Origin of the sequence: Gordonia namibiensis NBRC 108229 (assembly GCF_000298235.1) — a bacterium.
GTDB lineage: Bacteria > Actinomycetota > Actinomycetes > Mycobacteriales > Mycobacteriaceae > Gordonia > Gordonia namibiensis.
On record NZ_BAHE01000023.1, the window covers coordinates 12,389 to 32,990 of the forward strand.

At 69.3% G+C, this 20,602-nt stretch carries 18 protein-coding genes; 10 read left to right on the forward strand and 8 right to left on the reverse strand.

The window, feature by feature from the left end:
• The first annotated feature begins 10 nt into the window (after window positions 1-10).
• Window positions 11-2,134 (forward strand): cation:proton antiporter, encoded by a 2,124-nt coding sequence (locus GONAM_RS13760; RefSeq protein ID WP_006867362.1) that lies wholly within the window; start codon window positions 11-13, stop codon window positions 2,132-2,134.
• 1 nt (window position 2,135) lies between these two features.
• Window positions 2,136-2,948, forward strand: coding sequence for a protein kinase domain-containing protein (locus GONAM_RS13765; RefSeq protein ID WP_006867363.1), 813 nt, complete (start codon window positions 2,136-2,138; stop codon window positions 2,946-2,948).
• A gap of 12 nt (window positions 2,949-2,960) precedes the next feature.
• On the opposite strand, the gene GONAM_RS13770 is transcribed toward GONAM_RS13765, so the two are convergent.
• Together GONAM_RS13770 and GONAM_RS13775 are read right to left on the reverse strand one after the other, a co-directional pair.
• Window positions 2,961-4,451, reverse strand: coding sequence for a serine/threonine protein kinase (locus GONAM_RS13770; RefSeq protein WP_006867364.1), 1,491 nt, complete (start codon window positions 4,449-4,451; stop codon window positions 2,961-2,963).
• 51 nt (window positions 4,452-4,502) lie between these two features.
• Window positions 4,503-4,817 carry a hypothetical protein gene (locus GONAM_RS13775; protein WP_006867365.1) on the reverse strand — a complete coding sequence of 105 codons (315 nt, stop codon included), beginning with the start codon at window positions 4,815-4,817 and terminating at the stop codon, window positions 4,503-4,505.
• A 145-nt stretch (window positions 4,818-4,962) separates the two neighbouring features.
• Between GONAM_RS13775 and GONAM_RS13780 the strand changes: the two genes are divergently transcribed.
• The 7 genes from GONAM_RS13780 to GONAM_RS13810 are packed head-to-tail and all read left to right on the forward strand — an operon-like array spanning window position 4,963 to window position 12,128.
• Window positions 4,963-5,826, forward strand: coding sequence for a universal stress protein (locus GONAM_RS13780; RefSeq protein WP_006867366.1), 864 nt, complete (start codon window positions 4,963-4,965; stop codon window positions 5,824-5,826).
• A 25-nt stretch (window positions 5,827-5,851) separates the two neighbouring features.
• The gene (gene soxR / locus GONAM_RS13785; RefSeq protein ID WP_006867367.1) at window positions 5,852-6,298 is read left to right on the forward strand and encodes a redox-sensitive transcriptional activator SoxR; all 447 of its coding nucleotides are present in this window, start codon (window positions 5,852-5,854) and stop codon (window positions 6,296-6,298) included.
• A 50-nt stretch (window positions 6,299-6,348) separates the two neighbouring features.
• A complete protein-coding gene (locus tag GONAM_RS13790; protein ID WP_006867368.1) occupies window positions 6,349-7,398 on the forward strand; it encodes a patatin-like phospholipase family protein in 1,050 nt (349 codons plus the stop codon).
• Entirely contained in the window at window positions 7,395-8,630 is a 1,236-nt protein-coding gene (locus tag GONAM_RS13795; RefSeq protein ID WP_006867369.1) for an MFS transporter, read from the forward strand. Before GONAM_RS13790 ends, GONAM_RS13795 begins: the two co-directional genes overlap by 4 nt.
• A 3-nt stretch (window positions 8,631-8,633) precedes the next feature.
• Window positions 8,634-9,932, forward strand: coding sequence for an arginine deiminase (locus GONAM_RS13800; RefSeq protein WP_006867370.1), 1,299 nt, complete (start codon window positions 8,634-8,636; stop codon window positions 9,930-9,932).
• A gap of 10 nt (window positions 9,933-9,942) precedes the next feature.
• Window positions 9,943-10,320, forward strand: coding sequence for a GntR family transcriptional regulator (locus GONAM_RS13805; protein WP_006867371.1), 378 nt, complete (start codon window positions 9,943-9,945; stop codon window positions 10,318-10,320).
• Window positions 10,321-10,352: 32 nt separating this feature from the next.
• Complete coding sequence (locus GONAM_RS13810; protein WP_245548619.1) at window positions 10,353-12,128, forward strand: BCCT family transporter; 1,776 nt, start codon at window positions 10,353-10,355, stop codon at window positions 12,126-12,128.
• A 163-nt stretch (window positions 12,129-12,291) separates the two neighbouring features.
• On the opposite strand, the gene GONAM_RS13815 is transcribed toward GONAM_RS13810, so the two are convergent.
• The gene (locus tag GONAM_RS13815; protein WP_006867373.1) at window positions 12,292-13,875 is read right to left on the reverse strand and encodes a dolichyl-phosphate-mannose--protein mannosyltransferase; all 1,584 of its coding nucleotides are present in this window, start codon (window positions 13,873-13,875) and stop codon (window positions 12,292-12,294) included.
• A 38-nt stretch (window positions 13,876-13,913) separates the two neighbouring features.
• Here GONAM_RS13815 and rsmI point away from each other — a divergent pair, with 38 nt between their 5' ends.
• Window positions 13,914-14,828, forward strand: coding sequence for a 16S rRNA (cytidine(1402)-2'-O)-methyltransferase (rsmI, locus tag GONAM_RS13820; protein WP_006867374.1), 915 nt, complete (start codon window positions 13,914-13,916; stop codon window positions 14,826-14,828).
• Here the strand turns inward: rsmI and GONAM_RS13825 are convergent.
• From GONAM_RS13825 to GONAM_RS13845, 5 genes are all read right to left on the reverse strand, one after another.
• Window positions 14,752-15,999 carry a helix-turn-helix domain-containing protein gene (locus GONAM_RS13825; protein ID WP_006867375.1) on the reverse strand — a complete coding sequence of 416 codons (1,248 nt, stop codon included), beginning with the start codon at window positions 15,997-15,999 and terminating at the stop codon, window positions 14,752-14,754. The genes rsmI and GONAM_RS13825 overlap by 77 nt on opposite strands.
• 62 nt (window positions 16,000-16,061) lie before the next feature.
• Window positions 16,062-17,210, reverse strand: coding sequence for an aminodeoxychorismate synthase component I (locus tag GONAM_RS13830; protein ID WP_006867376.1), 1,149 nt, complete (start codon window positions 17,208-17,210; stop codon window positions 16,062-16,064).
• 15 nt (window positions 17,211-17,225) lie between these two features.
• On the reverse strand, window positions 17,226-18,815 hold the full coding sequence (gene metG / locus GONAM_RS13835) for a methionine--tRNA ligase (protein WP_006867377.1): 1,590 nt from the start codon (window positions 18,813-18,815) through the stop codon (window positions 17,226-17,228).
• A gap of 58 nt (window positions 18,816-18,873) precedes the next feature.
• Complete coding sequence (locus GONAM_RS13840) at window positions 18,874-19,854, reverse strand: HEAT repeat domain-containing protein (RefSeq protein ID WP_006867378.1); 981 nt, start codon at window positions 19,852-19,854, stop codon at window positions 18,874-18,876.
• Window positions 19,848-20,504 carry a HEAT repeat domain-containing protein gene (locus GONAM_RS13845; RefSeq protein ID WP_006867379.1) on the reverse strand — a complete coding sequence of 219 codons (657 nt, stop codon included), beginning with the start codon at window positions 20,502-20,504 and terminating at the stop codon, window positions 19,848-19,850. Before GONAM_RS13845 ends, GONAM_RS13840 begins: the two co-directional genes overlap by 7 nt.
• Window positions 20,505-20,602: the final 98 nt, after the last annotated feature.

Here is a 20,602-nt window from a genome sequence, read left to right on the forward strand (position 1 = left end):
GGGACCTGAGATGGACAAGCACACGGTCGCATTCCTCCTCCTGGACGTCGCGGTCATCATCGCGGTCGCCCGCGTCGGCGGGATGATCGCGCGTGCGGTGCGGCAACCGGCCGTCGTCGGCGAGATCGCGGCCGGGATCGCCCTCGGGCCGAGCCTTCTGGGGCTCCTCCCCGGAAACCCCGACCAGTGGCTGTTCCCCGAAGAGGTACGGCCACTCCTCGGTGGCCTCGCCCAGATCGGGCTCGTGCTGTTCATGTTCATCGTCGGGCTCGAACTCGACATGCGACTGACCCGCGGCCGTGAGCGGGCGGCGGCGAGCATCTCCGCATGCTCGATCGTGCTTCCGTTCGGACTCGGTGCGGCACTCGGGCTTCTGCTGTACCCGTCGCATGACACCGTCGGCGGAGTCGAGATCGAACGGCTCGGCATGGTCCTGTTCATGGGCGTCGCGATGTCGATCACCGCGTTCCCCGTGCTGGCGCGCATCCTCGCCGACCGCGGGATGATGCGGACCGTCCCCGGCGTCTTCAGCCTGGCAGCGGCCGCGGTCGACGACATCCTCGCCTGGACGTTGCTCGCGTTCATCATCGCGATCATCGAGGGCGGCAGTCCGCTGGAAGTCGCGAAGATCGTCGGGATGACCCTGGTGTACGCGGTCATCATGTTCGGGATCGTGCGTCCGCTGCTGGCCAAGCTGGTCGAGTGGCGCGACGCGGCGGGACGCCTGACCCCGGACATCCTGGCGGTCATCCTCATCGGTGTGTTCCTGTCCTCGGCTGCCACCGACGTCATCGGCATCCACCAGATCTTCGGTGCCTTCATGTTCGGTGCGGTGATGCCCAAGGTCGGTGCCGAGCAGCTGCACCGCGAGATCCTGGAGCGGCTCGAACAGGTCAGCGTGCTGCTGTTGTTGCCGATGTTCTTCGTCGTCACCGGCCTGAGCGTCGATCTCGCGGGGATCGGACTGTCCGGGCTCTGGCAACTGGGCCTGGTGCTCGTCGTCGCGATCGCCGGCAAGTTCCTCGGCGCCTACGCGGGCGCCCGGGTCTCGGCGATCCCCACACGTCAGAGCGCGGCCATCGCCGTGCTGATGAACACCCGCGGTCTCACCGAGCTGGTGATCCTCTCGGCGGGACGCGATCTCGGTGTCCTCAGCGACGACCTCTTCGCGATGCTCGTGGTGATGGCACTGGTGACGACGGTGCTGACCGAACCCCTGCTGCGGCTCGTCTACCCGGACACGGTGGTGGCCAACGACATCGCCGCGGCCGAACGTCGGGCCCTGGCCGCGGCGACCGCCCCGCGGGTGCTGGTGGTGTTACGCGACCCCGACGGCACGGTCGAGGACCTCCGCGCACGACACCGTCGATTGCTGGACTGCGCAACGGGTTACGACGTCGTGCTGGCCGGACTGCTCACCATGACGGACAAACCGGCCCGACGTCTCGAGGTCGGCGTGCCGGTGGTACCCGATTTCGCGGCCATGGCCTCCGCCGTCGAGAAGCTGAACCTGCTCGGTGCCTCGCTGACCGGAGCCGGATCGGTGTCGGTCCTGTGCCGCTTCGGATCCGACCCGGCCGCCGACCTCGACGCGATGGCCCGCAACGCCAACGCCGACGTGATCGTCATCGACGCCGCCGACCGCGCCCTCGGCGAGATGTTGCGCGCGGCACCGGTGGCGATCGTCGACGAGAACGCCGCAGCCGGTGCGGCACCCAGCCGCAGCGTCATCACCTGCGAGGTCGCGGACAGTCGCAGCGGTCGGACCGCCGCCGTGGTGGGCGCCGGACTGGCGTTGTTCGGGTCTCGTTCCCTCACGATCGTGTCCACCGGTTCACGGCGGCGCTGGCTCGCCGACCTGCGGCCCGTGATCGAGCGCGGTGTCCGGGTCTCCCTCGTCGAGCCGAAGCGTCACCGCGGCGAGGACGCCGCCTTCACCGTCGCCGCCGCTGCCGACGACCCCACTCACATGCGTGGTCCGGACATCCCGGTGACCGTCGTCGACAACACCGAGACCAGCGAAGAAGCACTGGGTGACCGGATGACCACGCTGTACGCCGAGGCGACGGCACCGACCGACCCCACGCCGAGCGCCGGCACCGGTTCCACCACGTCATCACCAGAGAGGCACTGACATGGCCACAGTCGAGATTCCGCAGCAGCTCGCGGATTTCACCGTGCTCCAGAAGCTCGGAGTCGGCGGCAACGGAACGTTCTATCTCGCCGTGCCGCCCGCGCGCCTCGGGCTGGCCACCGACCGCGTGGTGGTCAAGGTGTTCAGCGGGGTGTGCAGCGACGACGCCTACCGTCGCGGCGTCCGGGAACTGCGTGCGTTCGCCGCGGTCGCCTCGCCCTACCTGGCCGGTCTTTACGACGCGGTGCTACAGGGCCAGTTCATGTACGCGATGGAGTTCTTCCCGATGGGATCGCTCGGCACACCTGCACGTCCCCTCAGCCGGGACGAACGTCTGGCCGCGGTCGCCGACGCGGCGCGCGGTGTCGATGCCCTGCACGAGGCCGGCATCGCCCATGCCAACATCACCCCGTCGAGCATCATGGTGACCGAGACGGGCGGGAAGATCTCCGATCTCGGGCTCGCCCGCGTGCTCGCGGCCGACGAACCGATCACCAGCTTCGCCCAGCCCGGAGCCGTGCAGTACATGGACCCGGCACTGCTGGCCGGTGACGTGCCGTCCCGCGCGACCGACATCTGGTCTCTCGGAGCATGTCTGCACCGTGCACTCACCGACGAAGGGGTGTATGGAGAGGTGCCCGACGCCCAGCCGCTGCTGGCGATCCGGGCCGCCCTGTCGACGCCACCCGCCCTGTCGGAGAAGCTCGACCGCGACGAGCGCACGCTGATCGCCAACTGTCTGGCGCTGGCCGGGACCCGGCCGTCGACCGCGCTGCAGGTGGCCGAACGGATCGACGCCCTGCGGGGTCGTTGACATCGTTGCCGGTCATCCGAGGGGCGCGGTGCGCCACCAGCCGTCGAGGATCTGCCGGCCGGAATGGCCCGGCCACGTGGTGATCACCGTGAACGGCTCGCGCACCGGTTCGACGAAGTTGGTGACCACCCAGCCGTCGGCGAGGCTGTCGCGGCTCGACGATGCGGGGCCGTCCCGCCACTGGATCTTGTCACCCGGATAACCCTCGAGCGGTGCAGTGACGCTGTCCCGGGCGCCAGGGGTGGCGGTGTGCCAGACGACGTAGGTGACCTCCTCGGCGTCGGAGCAGGCGATGGCGTCGAGACCGTCGCGGAACATGGCCTGACAGGACGCATCCCGCCATCCCTGCTGATCGGGGGAGTCGGGCAGCAGTCGTGGGAAGGCATCGGCGATCGGTGCGACCGTCGACGGCCACGGCGGTGGCGCGTTGCGCGCGCCGAGGACGACCACCGCGCCCACACAGACCGCGACCACGACGAGCGCCACCAGGACCGGTGCGATGTTCTGGCGTCGTCGCGCGGCAGCAGAACCGGAAGTCGGCCGGCCAGAACGGGACTCGACATCCCGGTGGTGACCCCCGGGGTGTGCGACGACGACCTCGGTCGGCCGATCGGGATGCCCGGCGGGGTGGAAGACCCGCGGTGCGGGATCGATGTTCTCGGTCGGTGGCTCCCCGTCGGTGTGGGTGAGGTGGAGAGCGAGGTCGGCGGCCCGGACGAACTCGGCGCAGGTCCGATACCGGTGATCGGGGTCCGGATCGAGAGCCCGTGCCAGGACAGAATGGAAAGCGGGTGAGACGTCGCCGGAAACACGGTGCCGGGCAACCGATGTGGTCCCGGTCAGGAGTTCGACGAGTGTGCGTCCGAGGGCGGCCACGTCGGAGTCCGGGTGCGGGGTGTCCTCTCCGGCGGCGGGTGGCGACAGGCCGAACCCGCGCAGCGTGACCGCACCCGGGTCGGTGATGTCGGATGCGGTGATCTCGGCGGCGGGATCTCGGCCGGTCGTGATCAGGATGTCGGCGGTGGTGACACCGCCGTGCACCAACCGTCGACGATGGGCGGCGTCGAGTGCCTCCCCGACCGCGGCCACGATCCGCACGGCCAGATCGATGTCGATGCCGTCGGGGTGGCGTCGGAGGAGTTCGGCCGCGTCGGTGGTGGGCACCGGCACAGTGGCGACCCACAACCGGCCATCGGTGAGGCCGTGTCCGGCGATCCGGGCGATCGCGGGATTCCTGATGCCCGAGGCCAATTCATTGGAGTGGGCGAACCAGCTGCGGAACCGGGCATCGGCGGAACGCGCGGGGTCAACGACGGTGAGCACGACCGGGTCGGGTGCCGACCGACCCGGGGGAGTGGGAGTCGGCGGCACCGGGACCGCGCGACAGGTCGTGCCGAAGTCGGATCTCCGGAGCACCCACTCGATGCGATGCGCGGCGATGATCGACCCCGGAACGACCGAGCCGCGCACGGGCGAAGCGCCGCGGGTGACGTCGAAGGACACGCTTGGCTCCCTGTGGTGTGAGAGCTCGGATTCTACCGGCCGCCCGCGGCGCTATTCGGTGTTCGACTCGAACAGCACGGGTGCGGAATTGAACAGCATCACGATGAAGAACACCAGCAGGAACCAGGCCCCGCCCTGCCACATCTGCCACCGTCCACCGGATTTCCAGACCCGGTAGGCACGCACCAGCATCGCGATCGCGCCGATCAGTACGACGACAGGTGAGGCGATGACGAGGACGTTCTGCACCGAGTCCGACGCCCCGAGTCCGACGAGGAGGAGGCCGAGTCCCAACACGACGGTGATGGCGACGTGGATCACGATCGCACGAAAGTCGTTGGAGTTCTGTGGAGTCGGGGAGGTCATGGTGACCACCACGCTACACGCCACGGCGTGAAGGACTTAGTGCTCATTGATGCCGCCGGTTCCCGGGAGCAGGATGGAGGTCGAGGACCCGGCCTCCATCAGGCGGTCGTGGCCAGAGGAGATGAGCCCAGAGGAGATGACCGACATGAACGCGATACTCGTCGGCGTGGACGGTTCGGACGCGGCCACCGGCGCGGTGCGATGGGCGGCCAAGGCCGCGGCGGCGGAAGGCCTCGACCTCAAGATCGTCGGCGCCTACGACGCGAGCACCAGCGACTACGCGCCCGGCCTGATCATCCCGCAGGACGTCGTCGACGCCATCCGGCAGGACGCCTCGGATGCCGTACATGCCGCGAACGACGTCGCCAAGGCGGCAGCACCGAACGTCAGCGTGACCACGTCGATCGTCGACGGCGACGCGGCGCGCGTGCTCCTCGAACTCGGCAAAGACGCCGCGATGATCGTGATCGGAACCCGCCGGCTGGGAAGTGTGAAGGGCCTGTTCCTCGGTTCGGTGAGCATCAACGTGGCGGCCCACGCACACGGCCGCGTGGCCGTCGTCGCCGCGGAGGGCTCCGACACCGGCCCGGTCGTGGTCGGCGTGGACGGTTCGCCGATCAGCGACGTGGCCGTCGCCGAGGCGTTCCGGCAGGCGTCGCTCCGCAACGCCCCGCTCGTCGCGGTCCACACCTGGACCCCGCTCGACGCCGACGCCCTGCACGGGTACGGGATCGGGCACGACGAGGTCGAACGGATGACCCAGGACGCGGTCGAAGTGCTCGCCGAGCGGCTGGCCGGGTACGCGCAGGACTACCCGGACGTCCGGGTGGAACGCCGCGTACTGCCCGAGGAGCCGGCCAAGGCGCTGCTCGACGCGGCCGGAACCGATGCCCAGCTCGTCGTCGTGGGCAGCCGCGGACGCGGCGGATTCCGCGGACTCATGCTCGGCTCGACCAGCCAGAAGGTCATGCACAACGCCGAATGCCCGGTGCTGGTGGTGCGCAACTGAGCACTCCGGTGCCTACCATCGACGCATGACGCTGAAGAGACTCGAGCTCTCGGTCGGGGAGCTCGCGCAGCGGGCGGGCATCGCGCCGTCGGCGGTCCGGTTCTACGAGGAGCAGGGCCTGATCTTCAGCCGTCGGACAGCCGGCAACCAGCGGCGCTACCACCGGGCGATGTTGCGCCGGGTCGCGTTCATCCGGGCCTCGCAGGTCGCGGGCATCCCGCTGTCGGTGATCGGCGAGGTGCTCGCCGAACTCGGTGACCACGAATCCCCGTCGAAGTCGATGTGGGAGGCGGCGTCGAAGCGCTGGGTGGACGACATCAACCACCGCATCGCACTGCTGGAGAACATGCGCGACATGATGGGGTCGTGCGTCGGGTGCGGATGCCTGTCGCTCGGCGAATGCCACCTGCTGAACCCCGGAGACGAGTTGAACAAACTCGGTCCCGGTCCCCGTCGCCTCATGGGCGAGTGATCGGCGTCCCGCGATCTCGGCGGGACAACCTGCGGCGGTAGGGTTGCGGCATGGCTCGACCGTCGCGCGTGGCGCTGGCTCTGGGAAGTGGCGGCGCTCGCGGGTACGCGCACATCGGCGTGATCGCCGAGCTCGAGGCACGCGGATTCGAGATCGTCACCGTCGCGGGATCATCCATGGGTGCACTGGTCGGGGGCCTGTACTGCGCGGGCAAACTCGACGACTACGTCGACTGGATCTCGGGCCTGTCCCAGCTCGACGTCGTGCGGCTGCTCGACGTCTCCCTCACCAAACCGGGGGTCATCGGTGCCGAACGCATCCTCACCCGGGTGCGGGAGATCCTCGGCGACACCGTGATCGAGGACCTGCCGATCCCGTTCACGGCCATCGCCACCGACCTGTCCGCCGGTCGTGCGGTGTGGTTCCAGCGCGGCAATCTCGCCGACGCGTTGCGTGCGTCGATCGCGATCCCCGGAGTGATCAGCCCACACGAACACAAGGGGCGGCTCCTCGCCGACGGCGGCATCCTCGACCCGCTGCCCGTCGCGCCGACCTCGGGCGTCCCGAGTGACGTGACGATCGGCGTGATCGTCGGCTCCGACGGTGGGCCCGAGACGGGTGCCAGTCGGCAGCCCAAAGCGAGAGGCCTGCTCCGACGCAACGTCGCGCCCATCCTCGACAACGAGTTCGTGCGCTCGGTGCGTGACCGCTTCGGCTCGGAGGCCGGCGACCTGGCGGGTTCGGAGTCCGCGAACACCCAGCAGGTGAGCACCGAGGCCGCCGCCGACGGCGCCGACCAGGTGGCTCCGGCTGCCGCCCCCCACGAGGAGGGCGCGGTCGTGGTCGACACCGCGGCGGTGTCGACGGACACCGCCGACGAGCCCCAGCGGATGGGTCGCGTCGAGGTGCTCAGCCGGTCGCTCGACATCATGCAGGATGCGCTCACCCGCTACCAGGTCGCCGGCTATCCGCCCGACGTCCTGATCCGGGTGCCTCGCCGCACGGTGCGCACCCTCGACTTCCACAAGGCCACCGAGATGATCGATCTCGGCCGCGAACTCACCGCGAAGGCCCTCGACGATCTGCCCGAGCTGCCATGAGGCAGATCCCCCGCGGCATCTGGGTGCTGCTGTCGGCCAACGTCGTCATCGCACTCGGTTACGGCTTCATCGCGCCTGCCCTGCCGAGTTTCGCTCGCGCGTTCAACGTCTCGTTCACCGCGGCCACCGCGGTGGTGTCTGCTTTCGCGATCATGCGGCTGCTGTTCGCGCCCGCGGGCGGACGGCTCGTGTCGGTGTTCGGCGAACGGCGCATCTACCTGACCGGGTTGCTCATCGTCGCGGCCAGCACGCTGGCTTGTGCCTTCGCACAGTCGTATTGGCAGCTGCTGGTGTTCCGCGGTCTGGGTGGCATCGGGTCGACGATGTTCAGCATCTCGGCGATGGCGTTGCTGATCCGGATGGCGCCCAGCGACATTCGCGGCCGGGTATCGGGCCTGTTCTCCGCGGGATTCCTGATCGGTTCCATCACCGGACCGCTGATCGGCGCCGCGCTGGTGGGCTTCGGTCTGCGCGTGCCGTTCGTCGTGTACGCCGTCGCCCTCCTGGTGGCGTCGGCGGTCGTGGCCACCCAGCTGCGCGAGGTCATCGCCCCGGACCAGGCCGAGGGGCCGACAGCCGGACTCATCGGCTTCCGTACCGCCCTGCGGGACAGCGCCTACCGGGCCATCCTCGCGTCGAACTTCACGCAGGGTTGGGCGTCGATGGGCGTGCGCGTGGCGGTGGTCCCGCTGTTCATCACCGAGGGGCTCGGTGCGGGCGCGGGGATGGCCGGGATCGTGCTGGCGGTCTACGCGGCGGGCAACGTCCTCGCGATCCTCGTCGCCGGCAGGCTCTCCGACCGGTTCGGTCGTCGGCCGATCATGCTGCCGGGCCTGACGATCACCGTCGTCGCCACCATCGCGCTCGGTTTCTCGCCCAACGTCCCCGTCGCGCTGGCATTGTCGGTGCTCGCGGGTGTCGGGTCCGGATTGTTCGCGCCCACCCATCAGGCCGCGCTGGCCGACGTCCTGGGCAACCGCCAGCAGGGTGGGTCGGCGCTCGCCGCGTTCGGCATGTCCTCCGACCTCGGTGCGGTGACCGGGCCGGTGATCGTCGGGTTCGTGGCCGATCGGGTCGGCTTCGGTCCCGCGTTCGTGCTGACCGGTGTGGTCGCATCGATTGCCCTGGTCACCTGGTTGTTCGCCCGGGAGACCGCGCCGGCGATCGTCGGTCAGGGTCCGACGTTGACCCACGATGAGGCGACCGATCGTGACGGAACGAATTACGGTTGAGCGATGATGCGTGACGGGCAGCAGGATGCTGCACAGGGGTCAGACGCAGCAGGGTCTGGCGCAGCGGGGTCTGCCGCAACCGGGTGGGACTATGCGCTGGGAGCGAATTCCGAGGTCGGCACGCTGCGTGCGGTGATGCTGCACCGTCCCGGTGACGAATTGCGACGCCTCACGCCCCGCAACAACGATCAACTGCTCTTCGACGGTCTGCCCTGGGTCGACCGTGCGCAGGAGGAACACGACGCGTTCGCCGCGGTGCTGCGGGATCGCGGGGTCGACGTCTACCTGCTCGGTGACCTGCTCACCGAGACGATCGCGCACAGCGGGGCCGCCCGCATCCAGGGCATCGCGGCGGCCGTCAGCGCACGCCGTCTGGGGACACACCTCGCCGAGGACCTCGCGAGGCACCTCCGCGGACTCGCGCCCGCGGATCTGTCGCACGTCCTGACGGCCGGGATGACGTTCGACGAACTGCCGATCACGCCGTCCGCGGAGCGGTCGTCGCTGGTGCGCCGGATGCATCACGGCCCTGAGTTCGCCATCGAGCCGCTGCCGAATCTGCTGTTCACCCGCGACAGCTCGTTCTGGATCGGTTCGCGGTTCGCGATCACCTCCCTGGCACTCCACGCGCGGACACGCGAGACGTCGCTGACCGATCTCATCTACGCGCATCACCCCCGTTTCACCGGTGCCCGGCGCGCCTACGAGTCGCAGGTCGCGCCGGTCGAGGGCGGTGACGTGCTGCTCCTCGCGCCGGGTGTGGTGGCCGTCGGGGTGGGGGAGCGCACCACGCCGGCCGGTGCGGAAGCTCTGGCGCGCAGCCTCTTCGACGATCATCTCGCCCACACCGTGCTCGCCGTACCCATCGAACAGGCGCGGGCGTTCATGCACCTCGACACCGTGTGCACCATGGTCGACACCGATGCGGTGGTGATGTACCCCAACATCCGCGACCACATGTCGGCGTTCACCCTCGTCCACGACCCGGACACCGACGCCGTACACGTCACCGGGGAGCGGCCGTTCGTCGAAGCGGCCGCCGAGGCAATGGGTATCGGCAAGCTCAGGGTGATCGACACCGGTCTCGACCCGGTGACCGCCGAGCGCGAGCAGTGGGACGACGGCAACAACACCCTCGCCCTGTCGCCGGGGGTCGTCGTGTCCTACAACCGCAACGTGGAAACCAATCGTCGCCTGCGTGATTCGGGCATCGAGGTCATCGAGATCGAGGGCCGCGAACTCGGCTCGGGTCGTGGTGGGCCCCGGTGCATGTCGTGTCCGCTGGCGCGGGATCTGTTGTGAGGGGCCGACCATGAGCTCATCGCTGTTGGACCATCTGACGGTGGACCCGGCATCCGACCGGCCACCCTTCGAGCAGGTGCGGCTCCGGGTCATCGAACTGATCGCCGACGGCACGCTGCTCACCGGTGATCGCCTGCCCACCGTCCGGGCACTCGCCGCCCACCTCGACCTCGCCCCCAACACGGTGGCGAAGACCTACCGCGAACTCGAGGCGGCCGGCGTCATCGAGACGCGCGGACGGTCGGGTTCGTTCGTCAAGGCGGGTCGGCACGATGCGCACGACGCCGGCTTCACCGCTGCGTCGACCTACGTCGAGACCGCCCGTGACCTGGGTCTCGACGACGAAACGATCGTCGCTCTGGTGCAGCGCGCAGTGCGCGCGACTTGAAATAGCGGCACCGACGTTGCTTTGGTGGACTCATGACAAGTGAACAGAACGTGCCGTCTGGCCGTGCGCAGGACTCCTCGCGCGGACCTGGTGGGGGGAGTCGGCCCGCACGACCACGCTTGGATCCCGTGGTCTTCTCGGTCACTGCCCTCATCGTCATCGCCTTCGTCGCCTGGGGTCTTGCCGACAAGGACGGCCTCAACTCGACCAGTTCCGACGTCCTGGGGTGGATCACCACCAACCTCGGTTGGCTGTTCATCCTGTCCGCGACCGGCTTCGTCATCTTCGCGGTGTTCCTGGCGGTGTCCAAGTACGGCCGCATACCTCTCGGCCGTGACGACGAGGCACCCGAGTTCCGCACCGTCAGCTGGATCGCGATGATGTTCAGCGCCGGAATGGGTATCGGCCTGATGTTCTTCGGCGCCTACGAACCGCTCTTCCACTTCGTCAGTCCGCCACCGGAGATCGCCGCCGAGGACGTTCGCGCCGCGATGGCCACCACGATGTTCCACTGGGGATTCCATCCCTGGGCGATGTACGCGGTCGTCGGATTGGCGCTGGCGTACAGCACATTCCGCCTCGGTCGTACGCAGCTGATCAGCTCGGTGTTCGAGCGCCTGTTCGGCCCGAAGGTGTCCACCGGCCCGGCCGGCAAGGTCATCGACATCCTCGCCATCTTCGCGACGCTGTTCGGTACGGTCGCGTCGCTGGGTCTCGGTGCGCTGCAGATCGGTTCGGGTCTGGACAAGGTCGGCTGGGTCCACGAACCCACGAAGCTCCTCCTGGTCGGGATCATCGCGATCCTCACCGCCGCCTTCGTCGCGTCCGCGGTCTCGGGCATCGCCCGCGGTATCCAGTGGCTGTCGAACATCAACATGGTGCTCGCCGTCGTACTCGCGGCCTTCGTCTTCGTCGTCGGCCCGACCATCTTCATCCTCAACCTGCTGCCGACCACGCTCGGTGCCTACTTCACCGACCTGACGACCTTCGCCGCGCGTTCGGATGCGACGGTCGCGACCGAGGCCGGGGAGCAGTGGCTGGCCGACTGGACGATCTTCTATTGGGCGTGGTGGGTTTCGTGGACCCCGTTCGTCGGCCTGTTCCTGGCCAAGATCAGTCGTGGGCGGACCATCCGCGAGTTCGTGATCGGCGTGATGGTGGTCCCGACGACGGTGTCGCTGGTCTGGTTCTGCGTGTTCGGTGGTACCGCGATCCGGGAGCAGATGACCGGCGTGCTGAACTTCGACGCGGCGAACGACGCCAGCGAGGACACCCTGTTCGACGTGCTGGCGAACCTGCCGTGGACCGGTGTCGCCTCAGCGCTGGTGATGATCCTGGTGGCGATCTTCTTCGTCTCGGGTGCCGATTCCGCTTCGCTGGTGATGGGGACGCTGTCCCAGCGCGGAGCGGAGGAACCGTCACGCCTGATCACGGTGTTCTGGGGTGTGCTCACCGGCGTGGTGGCCGCACTGCTGCTGGCGATCAGCGGTGACGACGCCCTCGACGGGATCAAGACGATGGCGATCATCGCGGCCCTGCCCTTCGTCCTGGTCATGATCGGCATGTGCCTGTCGCTGTACCTGGATCTCCGGCACGATCCGCTCATCGTCTCCCGCACCGTCCTGTCCGCACGCGTCGACGAGCATGTCCGGGAGCAGGCCGAGGCGATCGCCACCGGTGAGCTCGACTCGATCCACGCCGACGCCGTGCGGCACCTGGAGATCATCGAGCCCGACATCGTCGAACAGGCCGGGCTCAACGGCGACGGGACGACGCCGGCCGCCGACAAGGACGGTTCACCGGCCTGACGGGTCGGTCACCGGCCCTTCGTGGCTCGTCGACTTCGATACGCTCCTCCGTCGCTACTCAGCCCGGCGGCTTGCGCTCTTCGCACCTCAGGCATCGGACCTGGGGGCGTCACGCTCTTTCGGATCAGGGAGCAACGGGTTGCCGAGGACTCTGGCGGCGCGCTCAGCCCCAGCTGGGTAGCCAGATCTGCTGCCGCCAGAGTCCCGGCGAGATCGGGGACGCGGTGAGGATCGGCCACAGCCACACGAAGTTGGTGACCACCAGCGCCACGTAGACGGCGACCACGATGATCGACAGCACCCGTCGTTCGGGCCGGGCGCGGGCCGTGGCCGCCGTCGAGCGCAACAGATCACCGCAACACAGGGCGAGGCCCATCACCAGGAACGGGGCCAGCGCCGTCGCGTAGAAGAAGTACATCTGGCGGTCGAGGGCCAGGAACCACGGCAGGATGCCGGCGCAGTAGCCGACGACGACCGCGGCGTAGCGCCAGTTGCGGCGGACGATCCACGACCACAGGCCCCACAGCAACATCGGCAGGGTGAGCCACCACAGGGCCGGGGTCCCGATCAGCATCTGGGCGCGGACGCACTCGCCCGTGCCGCACTGGTCGGGCCCGTTCTCGAGGGCGTAGAGCATCGGCCGCAGGCTCATCGGCCAGGTCCAGGGCTTGGACTCCCAGGGATGTTGGTTTCCCGCGGAGTTGGTCAGCCCCGAATGGAACTGGAGGATGCCGGACTCGTAGTACCAGAGCGAACGCCACGCCCCGGGTACCCACGAGAAGGTTCCGCCGGTCCCGATCGCATTGCCTTCCGAATAGCGGTAGACGGCGGTCTCGCTGTTGAACCACGGGATGTAGGTCAGGAAGTAGATGACCACCGGCATCACCGCGAGGCTCGCGCCGGCGGGCACGACGTCGCGGACGAGCGTGCCGACCCACGGTCGCCGCACGTGATACGCCCGGCGGGCCGCGACGTCGAAGCCGATGGCGAGCGCCGTGAAGAAGATGACGTAGTAGACGCCCGACCACTTGGTCCCGCAGTTGAGCCCGAGCATCACACCGGCGGTGAAGCGGTACCAGCGGAAACCGAGGCGCGGTCCGAACGGACTGTCGTCGATCCGGCCCTCGAGGTAGACGCGGTACATCCGTTCACGGACCTGGTCACGGTCGGCGACGAGCGCGGCGAAGGCGGCGACGATGAACAGGGCCTGGAAGATGTCGAGCATCCCCATCCGGGACTGCACGAAGAGCACGCCGTCGCAGATCGCGAAGATGCCGGCGATCGCACCGACGAGTGTGGACCGCGTCAACCGCCGCACGACGCAGTAGACCAGGACGACGATGAGGACGCCGGAGATCGCCGGTGCGACCCGCCAGCCGAGCGGCCCGTATCCGAAGACGGCCTCCGACGCGGCGAGCATCCACTTGCCGACCGGGGGATGCACCACGAGCCCGTAGGCCGGGTTGTCCTCGATCCAGTTGCCGCCGGTGAGCACCTGCCAGCCCTGCGGCACGTAGTGCTTCTCGTCGAAGACCGGGGTGCCCTTGTCGGTGGGATGGCTCAGGTTCCAGAACCGGGTCAGGGCGGCGATGAGCGTGATGACGACACCGACCAGACGGCCGCGACCCCGATCCGGGGCGCCGAACAGCGGGGCCGGGACCTCCGGTCCGAGGCGGGTCGGCGGGACCACGGCGGGGACCGGGACACCGGCGGGCACAGAGGTGTCACGCGCGGCGGTGATGGTCACCCGCTCGATCCTAGTGGGCCCTCGTAAGCTGGCTGACGATGAATGCCGCCGAGCCCGACACGCACCCCACCGACGACGCCGCACTCGACCTGTCCGCACCCGACACCGGGACGACCGGACGACTGGTGCTGGCCGCCACACCCATGGGGCAGGTCGGCGACGCGTCGCCGCGGTTGCGCGAGGCCCTGCAGACGGCCGACATCGTCGCCGCCGAGGACACCCGCCGCACCCGTGCACTGGCCGCCGCACTCGGCGTCGAGATCGGCGGCCGCGTGGTCAGCTACTACGACCAGGTGGAGGCCGCGCGTACCCCGGGGCTCGTCGAGGCGATCGCCCGCGGTGAGACCGTCCTGCTGGTCACCGACGCCGGAATGCCGTCGGTCAGCGACCCCGGCTATCGGATCGTGGTGGCCTGCGCAGAGGCCGGTCTGCCGGTGACGGCATTGCCCGGCCCGTCGGCGGTGACGACGGCACTCGCGGTGTCGGCACTGCCGTCGGAGCGGTTCTGCTTCGAGGGATTCGCGCCGCGGAAGCCCGGGGCACGCGCGGACTGGCTGCGCGAACTCGTTGCACAGCCGCGCACGGCCGTGTTCTTCGAGTCGCCGCACCGGCTGGCCGACACCCTGGCGGCAGCGGCCGAGATCCTCGGACCCGACCGTCGTGCCGCCGTGTGCCGGGAGATGACGAAGACCTACGAGGAGGTCCGCCGCGGCGGACTCGCCGAACTGGCCGAATGGGCCGCCGAGGGCGTGAGGGGTGAGATCACGGTCGTCATCGCCGGTGCCGTGGCCGCCGAACCCGACATCGAGGAGCTGGCCGACCGCGCCGAGGAGCTGGTGGCCGGCGGGATGCGCCTCAAAGACGCCTGCGCAGAGGTCACGCAGGGTTCGGGTGCCTCGCGGCGCGACGTCTACCAGTCGGTTCTCGATAGGCGTCGAGCTGATCCGAGCTGACCCGCAGCTCGACGCGCGGCGCCAACCGGTAGGGCCGGCTCGAGACGAGCGCCCCCACGACGCGGCGTAGCCGCGACAGCTCGGCGCGCACGCTGACGGTGTGGTTCTGGTCGCCGAAGAGCAACTGGCTCAACTGCTGTGAGGTGAGACCCTGGTCGCCAGCATCGGCGAGCAGCAGCAGGATCTGCGCGTGGCGCCGCGTGAGGACCGTCCGCCACGGGGCGTCGTCGCCGGTGACCGTGATCGTCGGCTCGCCGTCGAGGTCGAGTTCGGCGATGACCGGGCCCGAGGGCCCTGCCGGGCGCACCAGCCAGCCCGTCCCGAGCCGTTCGACGACGCACATCCCGAGTCCGGGTACGAACTGACGCATGTCCTCGGTGGGCGCGGCCACCCGCACCGGCGGCGTGCACCCGCGGCCCTCGGCCACCCAGCCGTTGTCGTCGATGAGCAGACCGGGCCCGTGCAGGCCGGCCAGCTGGGCGGCCCCGTGATAGCGGAGGTCGGCGAGAGTGCGCTGGTGGGCGAGCGTCACCTCGTGCTCGCTCAGCATGGCCAGGGCAGCCGTGAACGCCGAGACCGCGGGCTGCATCTGCATCGCCGGGCCGGCGAGTCCGGCGACCGCGATCATCTCGCCGGTGCGCGGGTCGTGGACCGGCGTCGCGGTGCAGTACAACCCGTGCAGGGATCGGCTGTAGTGCTCGGGGCCGAAGAGCCGACTGGGTCGCCGGTTGCGGATCGCCAGGCCCACCGCGGTGGTCGCGGCGGAATCCTCGTCCCACCGGCTCCCCTCCACGAGTCCGAGACGGTTCGCCTCGGGGATCACCGCGCGTGAGCCGCCGCGCCACAGCATCACGCCGTCGGCGTCGAAGATGCCCAGGGCCATCAGCGGGTCGTCGGTCGACTGCGCGAACACCCGCTTGAGGGAGTCCACCGCGTGACGGAGCGGATGGGCCTCCCGACGGGCTTCGAGCTCGTCGCGACCGATGCGTCCGCGATGGTGGTCGTCGAGCGTCGAGGGATGGTCTCCAGCCTGTACGCGGCTCCAGGACTCGGCGACCTCACCCGCGAATCCGGGAGGCGGCGTCGCACCGGACATGATGGCCTCGCGGTCGCGATTGATCTCCCGGACGAGCTCCGAGAGATCGGTCGTCGCCTGGATGGACAGAGTCATGTACGAAATATTACCGAAATCAACGATCAAGTCCGGTATTTGGGATGGCGCAGCGTATGCAGTCAAATGTTAGCGACGATGCTGGCCGCCTTGTCGAGACATTCCTGCCACTCGTTCTCCGGGACGGAGTCGATGGTGATGCCGCCCCCGACGCCGAGCCCGAGACTGCCGTCCGGCGCGATCTCGACCGTTCGGATGGCCACGTTCAGATCGAGGGCCCGGCCGGGTCCGGCGATGCCGATCGCCCCGCAGTAGACGCCGCGGGCGTCGCGCTCCCAGCCGGCGAGCAGTTCCATCGCGCGCAGCTTCGGGGTGCCGGTCACCGATGCGGGCGGGAAGGTGGCGTCGAGTACGGCGTCGTTGCCCGTGCCGGGCCGCACGATCGCCTCGACCCGCGAGACCAGATGCCAGACGCCGGGCGCGGGCACCACCGACAGGAGTTCCGGAACCCGCACGCTGCCGGTCACGGCGATGCGGCCCAGGTCGTTGCGGGCGAGGTCGACGATCATGATGTTCTCGGCGACGTCCTTCGCGGAGGCGGACAGTGCGTCGGGGTCGGCGTGGGCGGGGAGTGTCCCCTTGATCGGTGAGGAACTGATGATGTTGCCGGTACGACGCAGGAAGGTCTCCGGCGAGAGGCTCGCCACCGCGCCCCAATCACCTTGCAGGAAAGCGGCTTTCGCAGGTGCTGTGGCGGCGGCGAGGTCGGCGAAGAAGTCCACCGGGGCTCCCGACAGCGTGCCGGTGAAGCGGGTGCACACGCATGCCTGGTACACCTCGCCGGCGCGGATCGCGTCGAGACAGTGCTCGATCGCGGTCAGATGCGGGGCATGCGCCGGGGGGCGCCACCGCGTCGTCGTGGGTTGGCCGGCAACCGTGTCCGGGGCGTCGAGCACCGCGTACGCCCAGTCCGGGACGCCGGTGCCGAGAGTCGACCACTCGCCGTCGCGAAGGACGAGGACACCGTCGGTGAGACCGCCGGCATTCGTCGGCAACACCGACTCCTCCGCGCGCACCGGAAAGCCGAGGTGGCCCAGCCAGAAGCGGTCCGGGTCATCGGGCGGGGTGCAACCCGGCACGATCTCGATACTCGGCGCCACCACCGCGTCGGCGTCGAGCCAGTCGCCGATCAGCGCCGCGGGCGGCGGGAGTCCGCGGGTGAGGGTCTCGGCGTGGAGAGCCCGGAGTGCATCGAGCGCGGACGCGGCCATGTGTGGCGGGATCGGTCAGTTCTCGTAACGCGGGAACACGGGGGACGGCTTCGGCAGCGCGGTTCCCGCCGCGAGGCGGGTGGCAACGGCGCTGAACTGACGGTCGTCGCCGACCGCGAGCAGGTCGAGGATCTTGTTCGACGACTCCGGCATCACCGGCTGGCTCAGCACCGCGACGATGCGCACTACCTCGGCGCACACGTAGAGCACGGTGCCGGTGCGGTCGAGGTCGGTCTTCGCGAGCTTCCACGGCTCCTGCGAGGAGATGTACCGGTTCGTCTCGGCCAGCGTCGACCACAGTGCCTCGAGCCCGAGGTGGATGGCCTGGTTGTCGAAGTGCTCGCGGACGGTCCCGAGCAGCGAGTCGGCTCGGTCCAGCAGGGCCTTGTCGGTGTCGGTGAGGTCGGCGGTCGCCGGCACCACGCCGTCGAAGTACTTGCCGATCATCGACAGGGTGCGCTGGGCGAGGTTGCCGAACTCGTTGGAGAGGTCGGCGTTGATGCGGGACACGATCGCCTCGGCGGAGTACGAGCCGTCCTGGCCGTAGGACACCTCGCGCAGGAAGAAGTAGCGCACCGGGTCGAGGCCGAACTCGTCGATGAGGTTCTCCGGGTCGACGACGTTGCCGACCGACTTGGACATCTTCTCGCCCTTGTTGAACAGGAAGCCGTGCGCGAAGACCCGCTTGGGCAGTGCGACGCCCGCGCTCATCAGGAAGGCCGGCCAGTAGACGCAGTGGAACCGGATGATGTCCTTGCCGATGATGTGCAGGTCGGCGGGCCAGAAACGCTCGAAGGTCGCTGCGTCGTCGGGGAAGCCGACACCGGTCAGGTAGTTGGTCAGCGCGTCGACCCACACGTACATGACGTGCTCGGGATGGTCGGGGACCGGGACACCCCAGTCGAACGTCGTGCGCGACACCGACAGGTCGGTGAGCCCACCCTTGACGAAGCTGATGACCTCGTTGCGGCGGACGTCGGGACCGATGAAGTCGGGCTGCGCCTCGTACAGCTCGAGGAGCTTGTCCTGGTAGGCCGAGAGCCGGAAGAAGTAGGTCTCCTCCTCGGTCCAGGTCACCACGTGCCCGGTGTCGGAGGCGACGCGCTCGCCGGCGTCGTTGACCTCGGTGTCGGACTCGGCGTAGAAGGTCTCGTCGCGGACGTCGTACCAGCCGGAGTACTTGTCGAGGTAGATGTCACCGCGGTCGCTCATCCGCTTCCACAGTTCCTCCGACGCCCGCTTGTGGTCCTCGTCGGAGGTGCGGATGAAGCGGTCGAAGCTCGAGCCGAGACGCTCCTGCAGCGACTGGAATCGGTCGGAGTTCCGGTTGGCGAGTTCGGCGGTGGGGATGCCCTCGGCCTGCGCGGTCTGCTGCATCTTCTGCCCGTGGACGTCGGTGCCGGTCAGGAACCGGACGTCGAAACCGTCGAGGCGCTTGAACCGCGCGAGAGCATCGGCGGAGATGTACTCGTAGGCGTGCCCGATGTGCGGCGCGCCGTTGGGATACGCGATCGCGGTGGTGAGGTAGTACGGCCGCCCCGCACCGTACGAGGTGCCGTCCTCGGTCGTGCTGGACAGATCAGGGCTGGTCAGATCGGGTGCCATAGTGCTCCACAGAGTACCGACCGGCAGCCGCCGACAGCCAATCGCGGGTCGGCTCCGTTCAGCGGGATCGCAACGACCCGATCGCCCGCGCGGTACGGGCGACCGTCACGTCGGCGTCGTCGCCGAGCTCGGTCAGGGCCTTCGACGCAGCGCCGCCGGTGATCTCCGCCAGGGCCTGGACCAGCCGCAGCCGCACCGACGGGTCCGGATCGGCGCCCAGGCGGTAGACGAGCCGCCCGACGATCCCGTCGTCGTCGTACTGCGTAGCCAGGATCTCGGCGGCCTCGACATCGCGGTCACCGGCGGCGACGAGTTCGACGAGGACGTCCACCGCGGCCTCGACACCGCGACGGCCGAGGGTGAGGGCGACCGTTCGCCGGACTTCGGGGTCGGGGTCGGTCAGCGACGCCTCGAGCACCGCGGTGGTCCGGGCGTCGTGAAGCGCGGAGAGTGCGGTGGCCGCGCGTCGCCGGACCGTCGCGTCGCCGTCGGTGACCCGGGGGGCGAGCTGGTCGAGGGCACCCGGGGTCTGCGCGAGCGCCCAGCGGAGCGCGCCGGCGACGTTCTCGTCGGATTCGGCGACCAGGGCATCGGTCAGCGCCCCGGCGGACAACCCGGCGTCTCCCGCCCGCAGCGCCGCGCGCTGGCGGTGGGCGGGGTGTTCGGAGTGCACCGCACGGAGCAGGCCGACCACGTCGAGCACGGCCGGCCAGTCCCCGGCGCCGGCCACCTGGATCTGTTCCAGTCGATCGAGTAACCGGGCGTCGGCGGCCATTCGGTCCCGCGTGTCCTGGATCAGCTTCTCCATCAACGTATCCGGGGCGAAGTCCGGGTCGTCGAGGGCGCGGCCGACGTCGCGCAGCGACAACCCCAGCGACCGTAGACTTTCCACGTGCAACAGACGCTCGATGTCGGCATCGGAGTACTCCCGGTAGCCGCCCGTCGTGCGGCCGGTCGGGCGGACGAGACCGAGCGTGTCGTAGTGGCGCAGCATCCGGGAGCTGACACCCGAACGCCGCGCCACCTCGCCGATCAGCACGGCGGACTCGAATCCTGAACGGATACAACAGTGTTCGTCATCCGAGTGGCTTGCTCGAGCTCGTAGGCGAAGTCGTTGTCCGGGTCGTCGATGATCCGGGCGGTCGCCTCGGCATGCGCGCGGACCGGGGGATCCCGATGTCGACGAGCCGTGGCGAGCGCATCGACGGCTGCCTCGCCCAGTGCGGCCAGCGCCCGACTCAGGCTGCGCTGCACGTCGATCGGGCCTCGCCCGAGTTCCCGGGCGAGTTCGCCGGCGAGTGCAGTCTCCTCGCCCGGCGGGACGAGGGCCACCGCGGCGCGCCATGCGGTCCGCGCGACCTCGGGATCGGCGTCGTGCAGCAGATCAGCGGTGACGGCCGGCCATGCCGACCGGTCGCCGACCTTCGACAGCGTGTGCAGTGCCTGGCTGCGGGCCTGCGGCAGCTCCGAGACCAGCTCGCCGACGAGCCGCGGCACCGTCACCTGCGCGGGCAGCCTGGTCAGCGCCCACGTCAGCATGTCCCGGACGAAGAAATCTTCTTCGACGCGGCAGCGCGCGATCAGCTCGTCGGTCAGGAGCGGGTCCGGTTGGGTACCCGCCGCCATCGCCGCACGCAGACGCGTCGACGGGTCGGGTGCATGCAGTGCGGCCGTGATCGCCTGGGTCATGGTCAACACCTCCTCGGGCACCCACTACAGACCCTGTCACAGTGTCAAGGTCAAGAGGCGTGTTGCCGAGGTGTCGGTGTTGCAGAGGTATCGGGGCC

What these genes read in the sequence shown, in the direction of transcription:
- GONAM_RS13760 (WP_006867362.1), top strand. Translation starts at nt 11, where the DNA reads ATGGACAAGCACACGGTCGCATTCCTCCTCCTGGACGTCGCGGTCATC.
- GONAM_RS13765 (WP_006867363.1), top strand. Translation starts at nt 2,136, where the DNA reads ATGGCCACAGTCGAGATTCCGCAGCAGCTCGCGGATTTCACCGTGCTC.
- GONAM_RS13775 (WP_006867365.1), bottom strand. Translation starts at nt 4,817, where the DNA reads ATGACCTCCCCGACTCCACAGAACTCCAACGACTTTCGTGCGATCGTG.
- GONAM_RS13780 (WP_006867366.1), top strand. Translation starts at nt 4,963, where the DNA reads ATGAACGCGATACTCGTCGGCGTGGACGGTTCGGACGCGGCCACCGGC.
- soxR (WP_006867367.1), top strand. Translation starts at nt 5,852, where the DNA reads ATGACGCTGAAGAGACTCGAGCTCTCGGTCGGGGAGCTCGCGCAGCGG.
- GONAM_RS13790 (WP_006867368.1), top strand. Translation starts at nt 6,349, where the DNA reads ATGGCTCGACCGTCGCGCGTGGCGCTGGCTCTGGGAAGTGGCGGCGCT.
- GONAM_RS13795 (WP_006867369.1), top strand. Translation starts at nt 7,395, where the DNA reads ATGAGGCAGATCCCCCGCGGCATCTGGGTGCTGCTGTCGGCCAACGTC.
- GONAM_RS13800 (WP_006867370.1), top strand. Translation starts at nt 8,634, where the DNA reads ATGATGCGTGACGGGCAGCAGGATGCTGCACAGGGGTCAGACGCAGCA.
- GONAM_RS13805 (WP_006867371.1), top strand. Translation starts at nt 9,943, where the DNA reads ATGAGCTCATCGCTGTTGGACCATCTGACGGTGGACCCGGCATCCGAC.
- GONAM_RS13810 (WP_245548619.1), top strand. Translation starts at nt 10,353, where the DNA reads ATGACAAGTGAACAGAACGTGCCGTCTGGCCGTGCGCAGGACTCCTCG.
- rsmI (WP_006867374.1), top strand. Translation starts at nt 13,914, where the DNA reads ATGAATGCCGCCGAGCCCGACACGCACCCCACCGACGACGCCGCACTC.
- GONAM_RS13825 (WP_006867375.1), bottom strand. Translation starts at nt 15,999, where the DNA reads ATGACTCTGTCCATCCAGGCGACGACCGATCTCTCGGAGCTCGTCCGG.
- GONAM_RS13830 (WP_006867376.1), bottom strand. Translation starts at nt 17,210, where the DNA reads ATGGCCGCGTCCGCGCTCGATGCACTCCGGGCTCTCCACGCCGAGACC.
- metG (WP_006867377.1), bottom strand. Translation starts at nt 18,815, where the DNA reads ATGGCACCCGATCTGACCAGCCCTGATCTGTCCAGCACGACCGAGGAC.
- GONAM_RS13845 (WP_006867379.1), bottom strand. Translation starts at nt 20,504, where the DNA reads ATGACCCAGGCGATCACGGCCGCACTGCATGCACCCGACCCGTCGACG.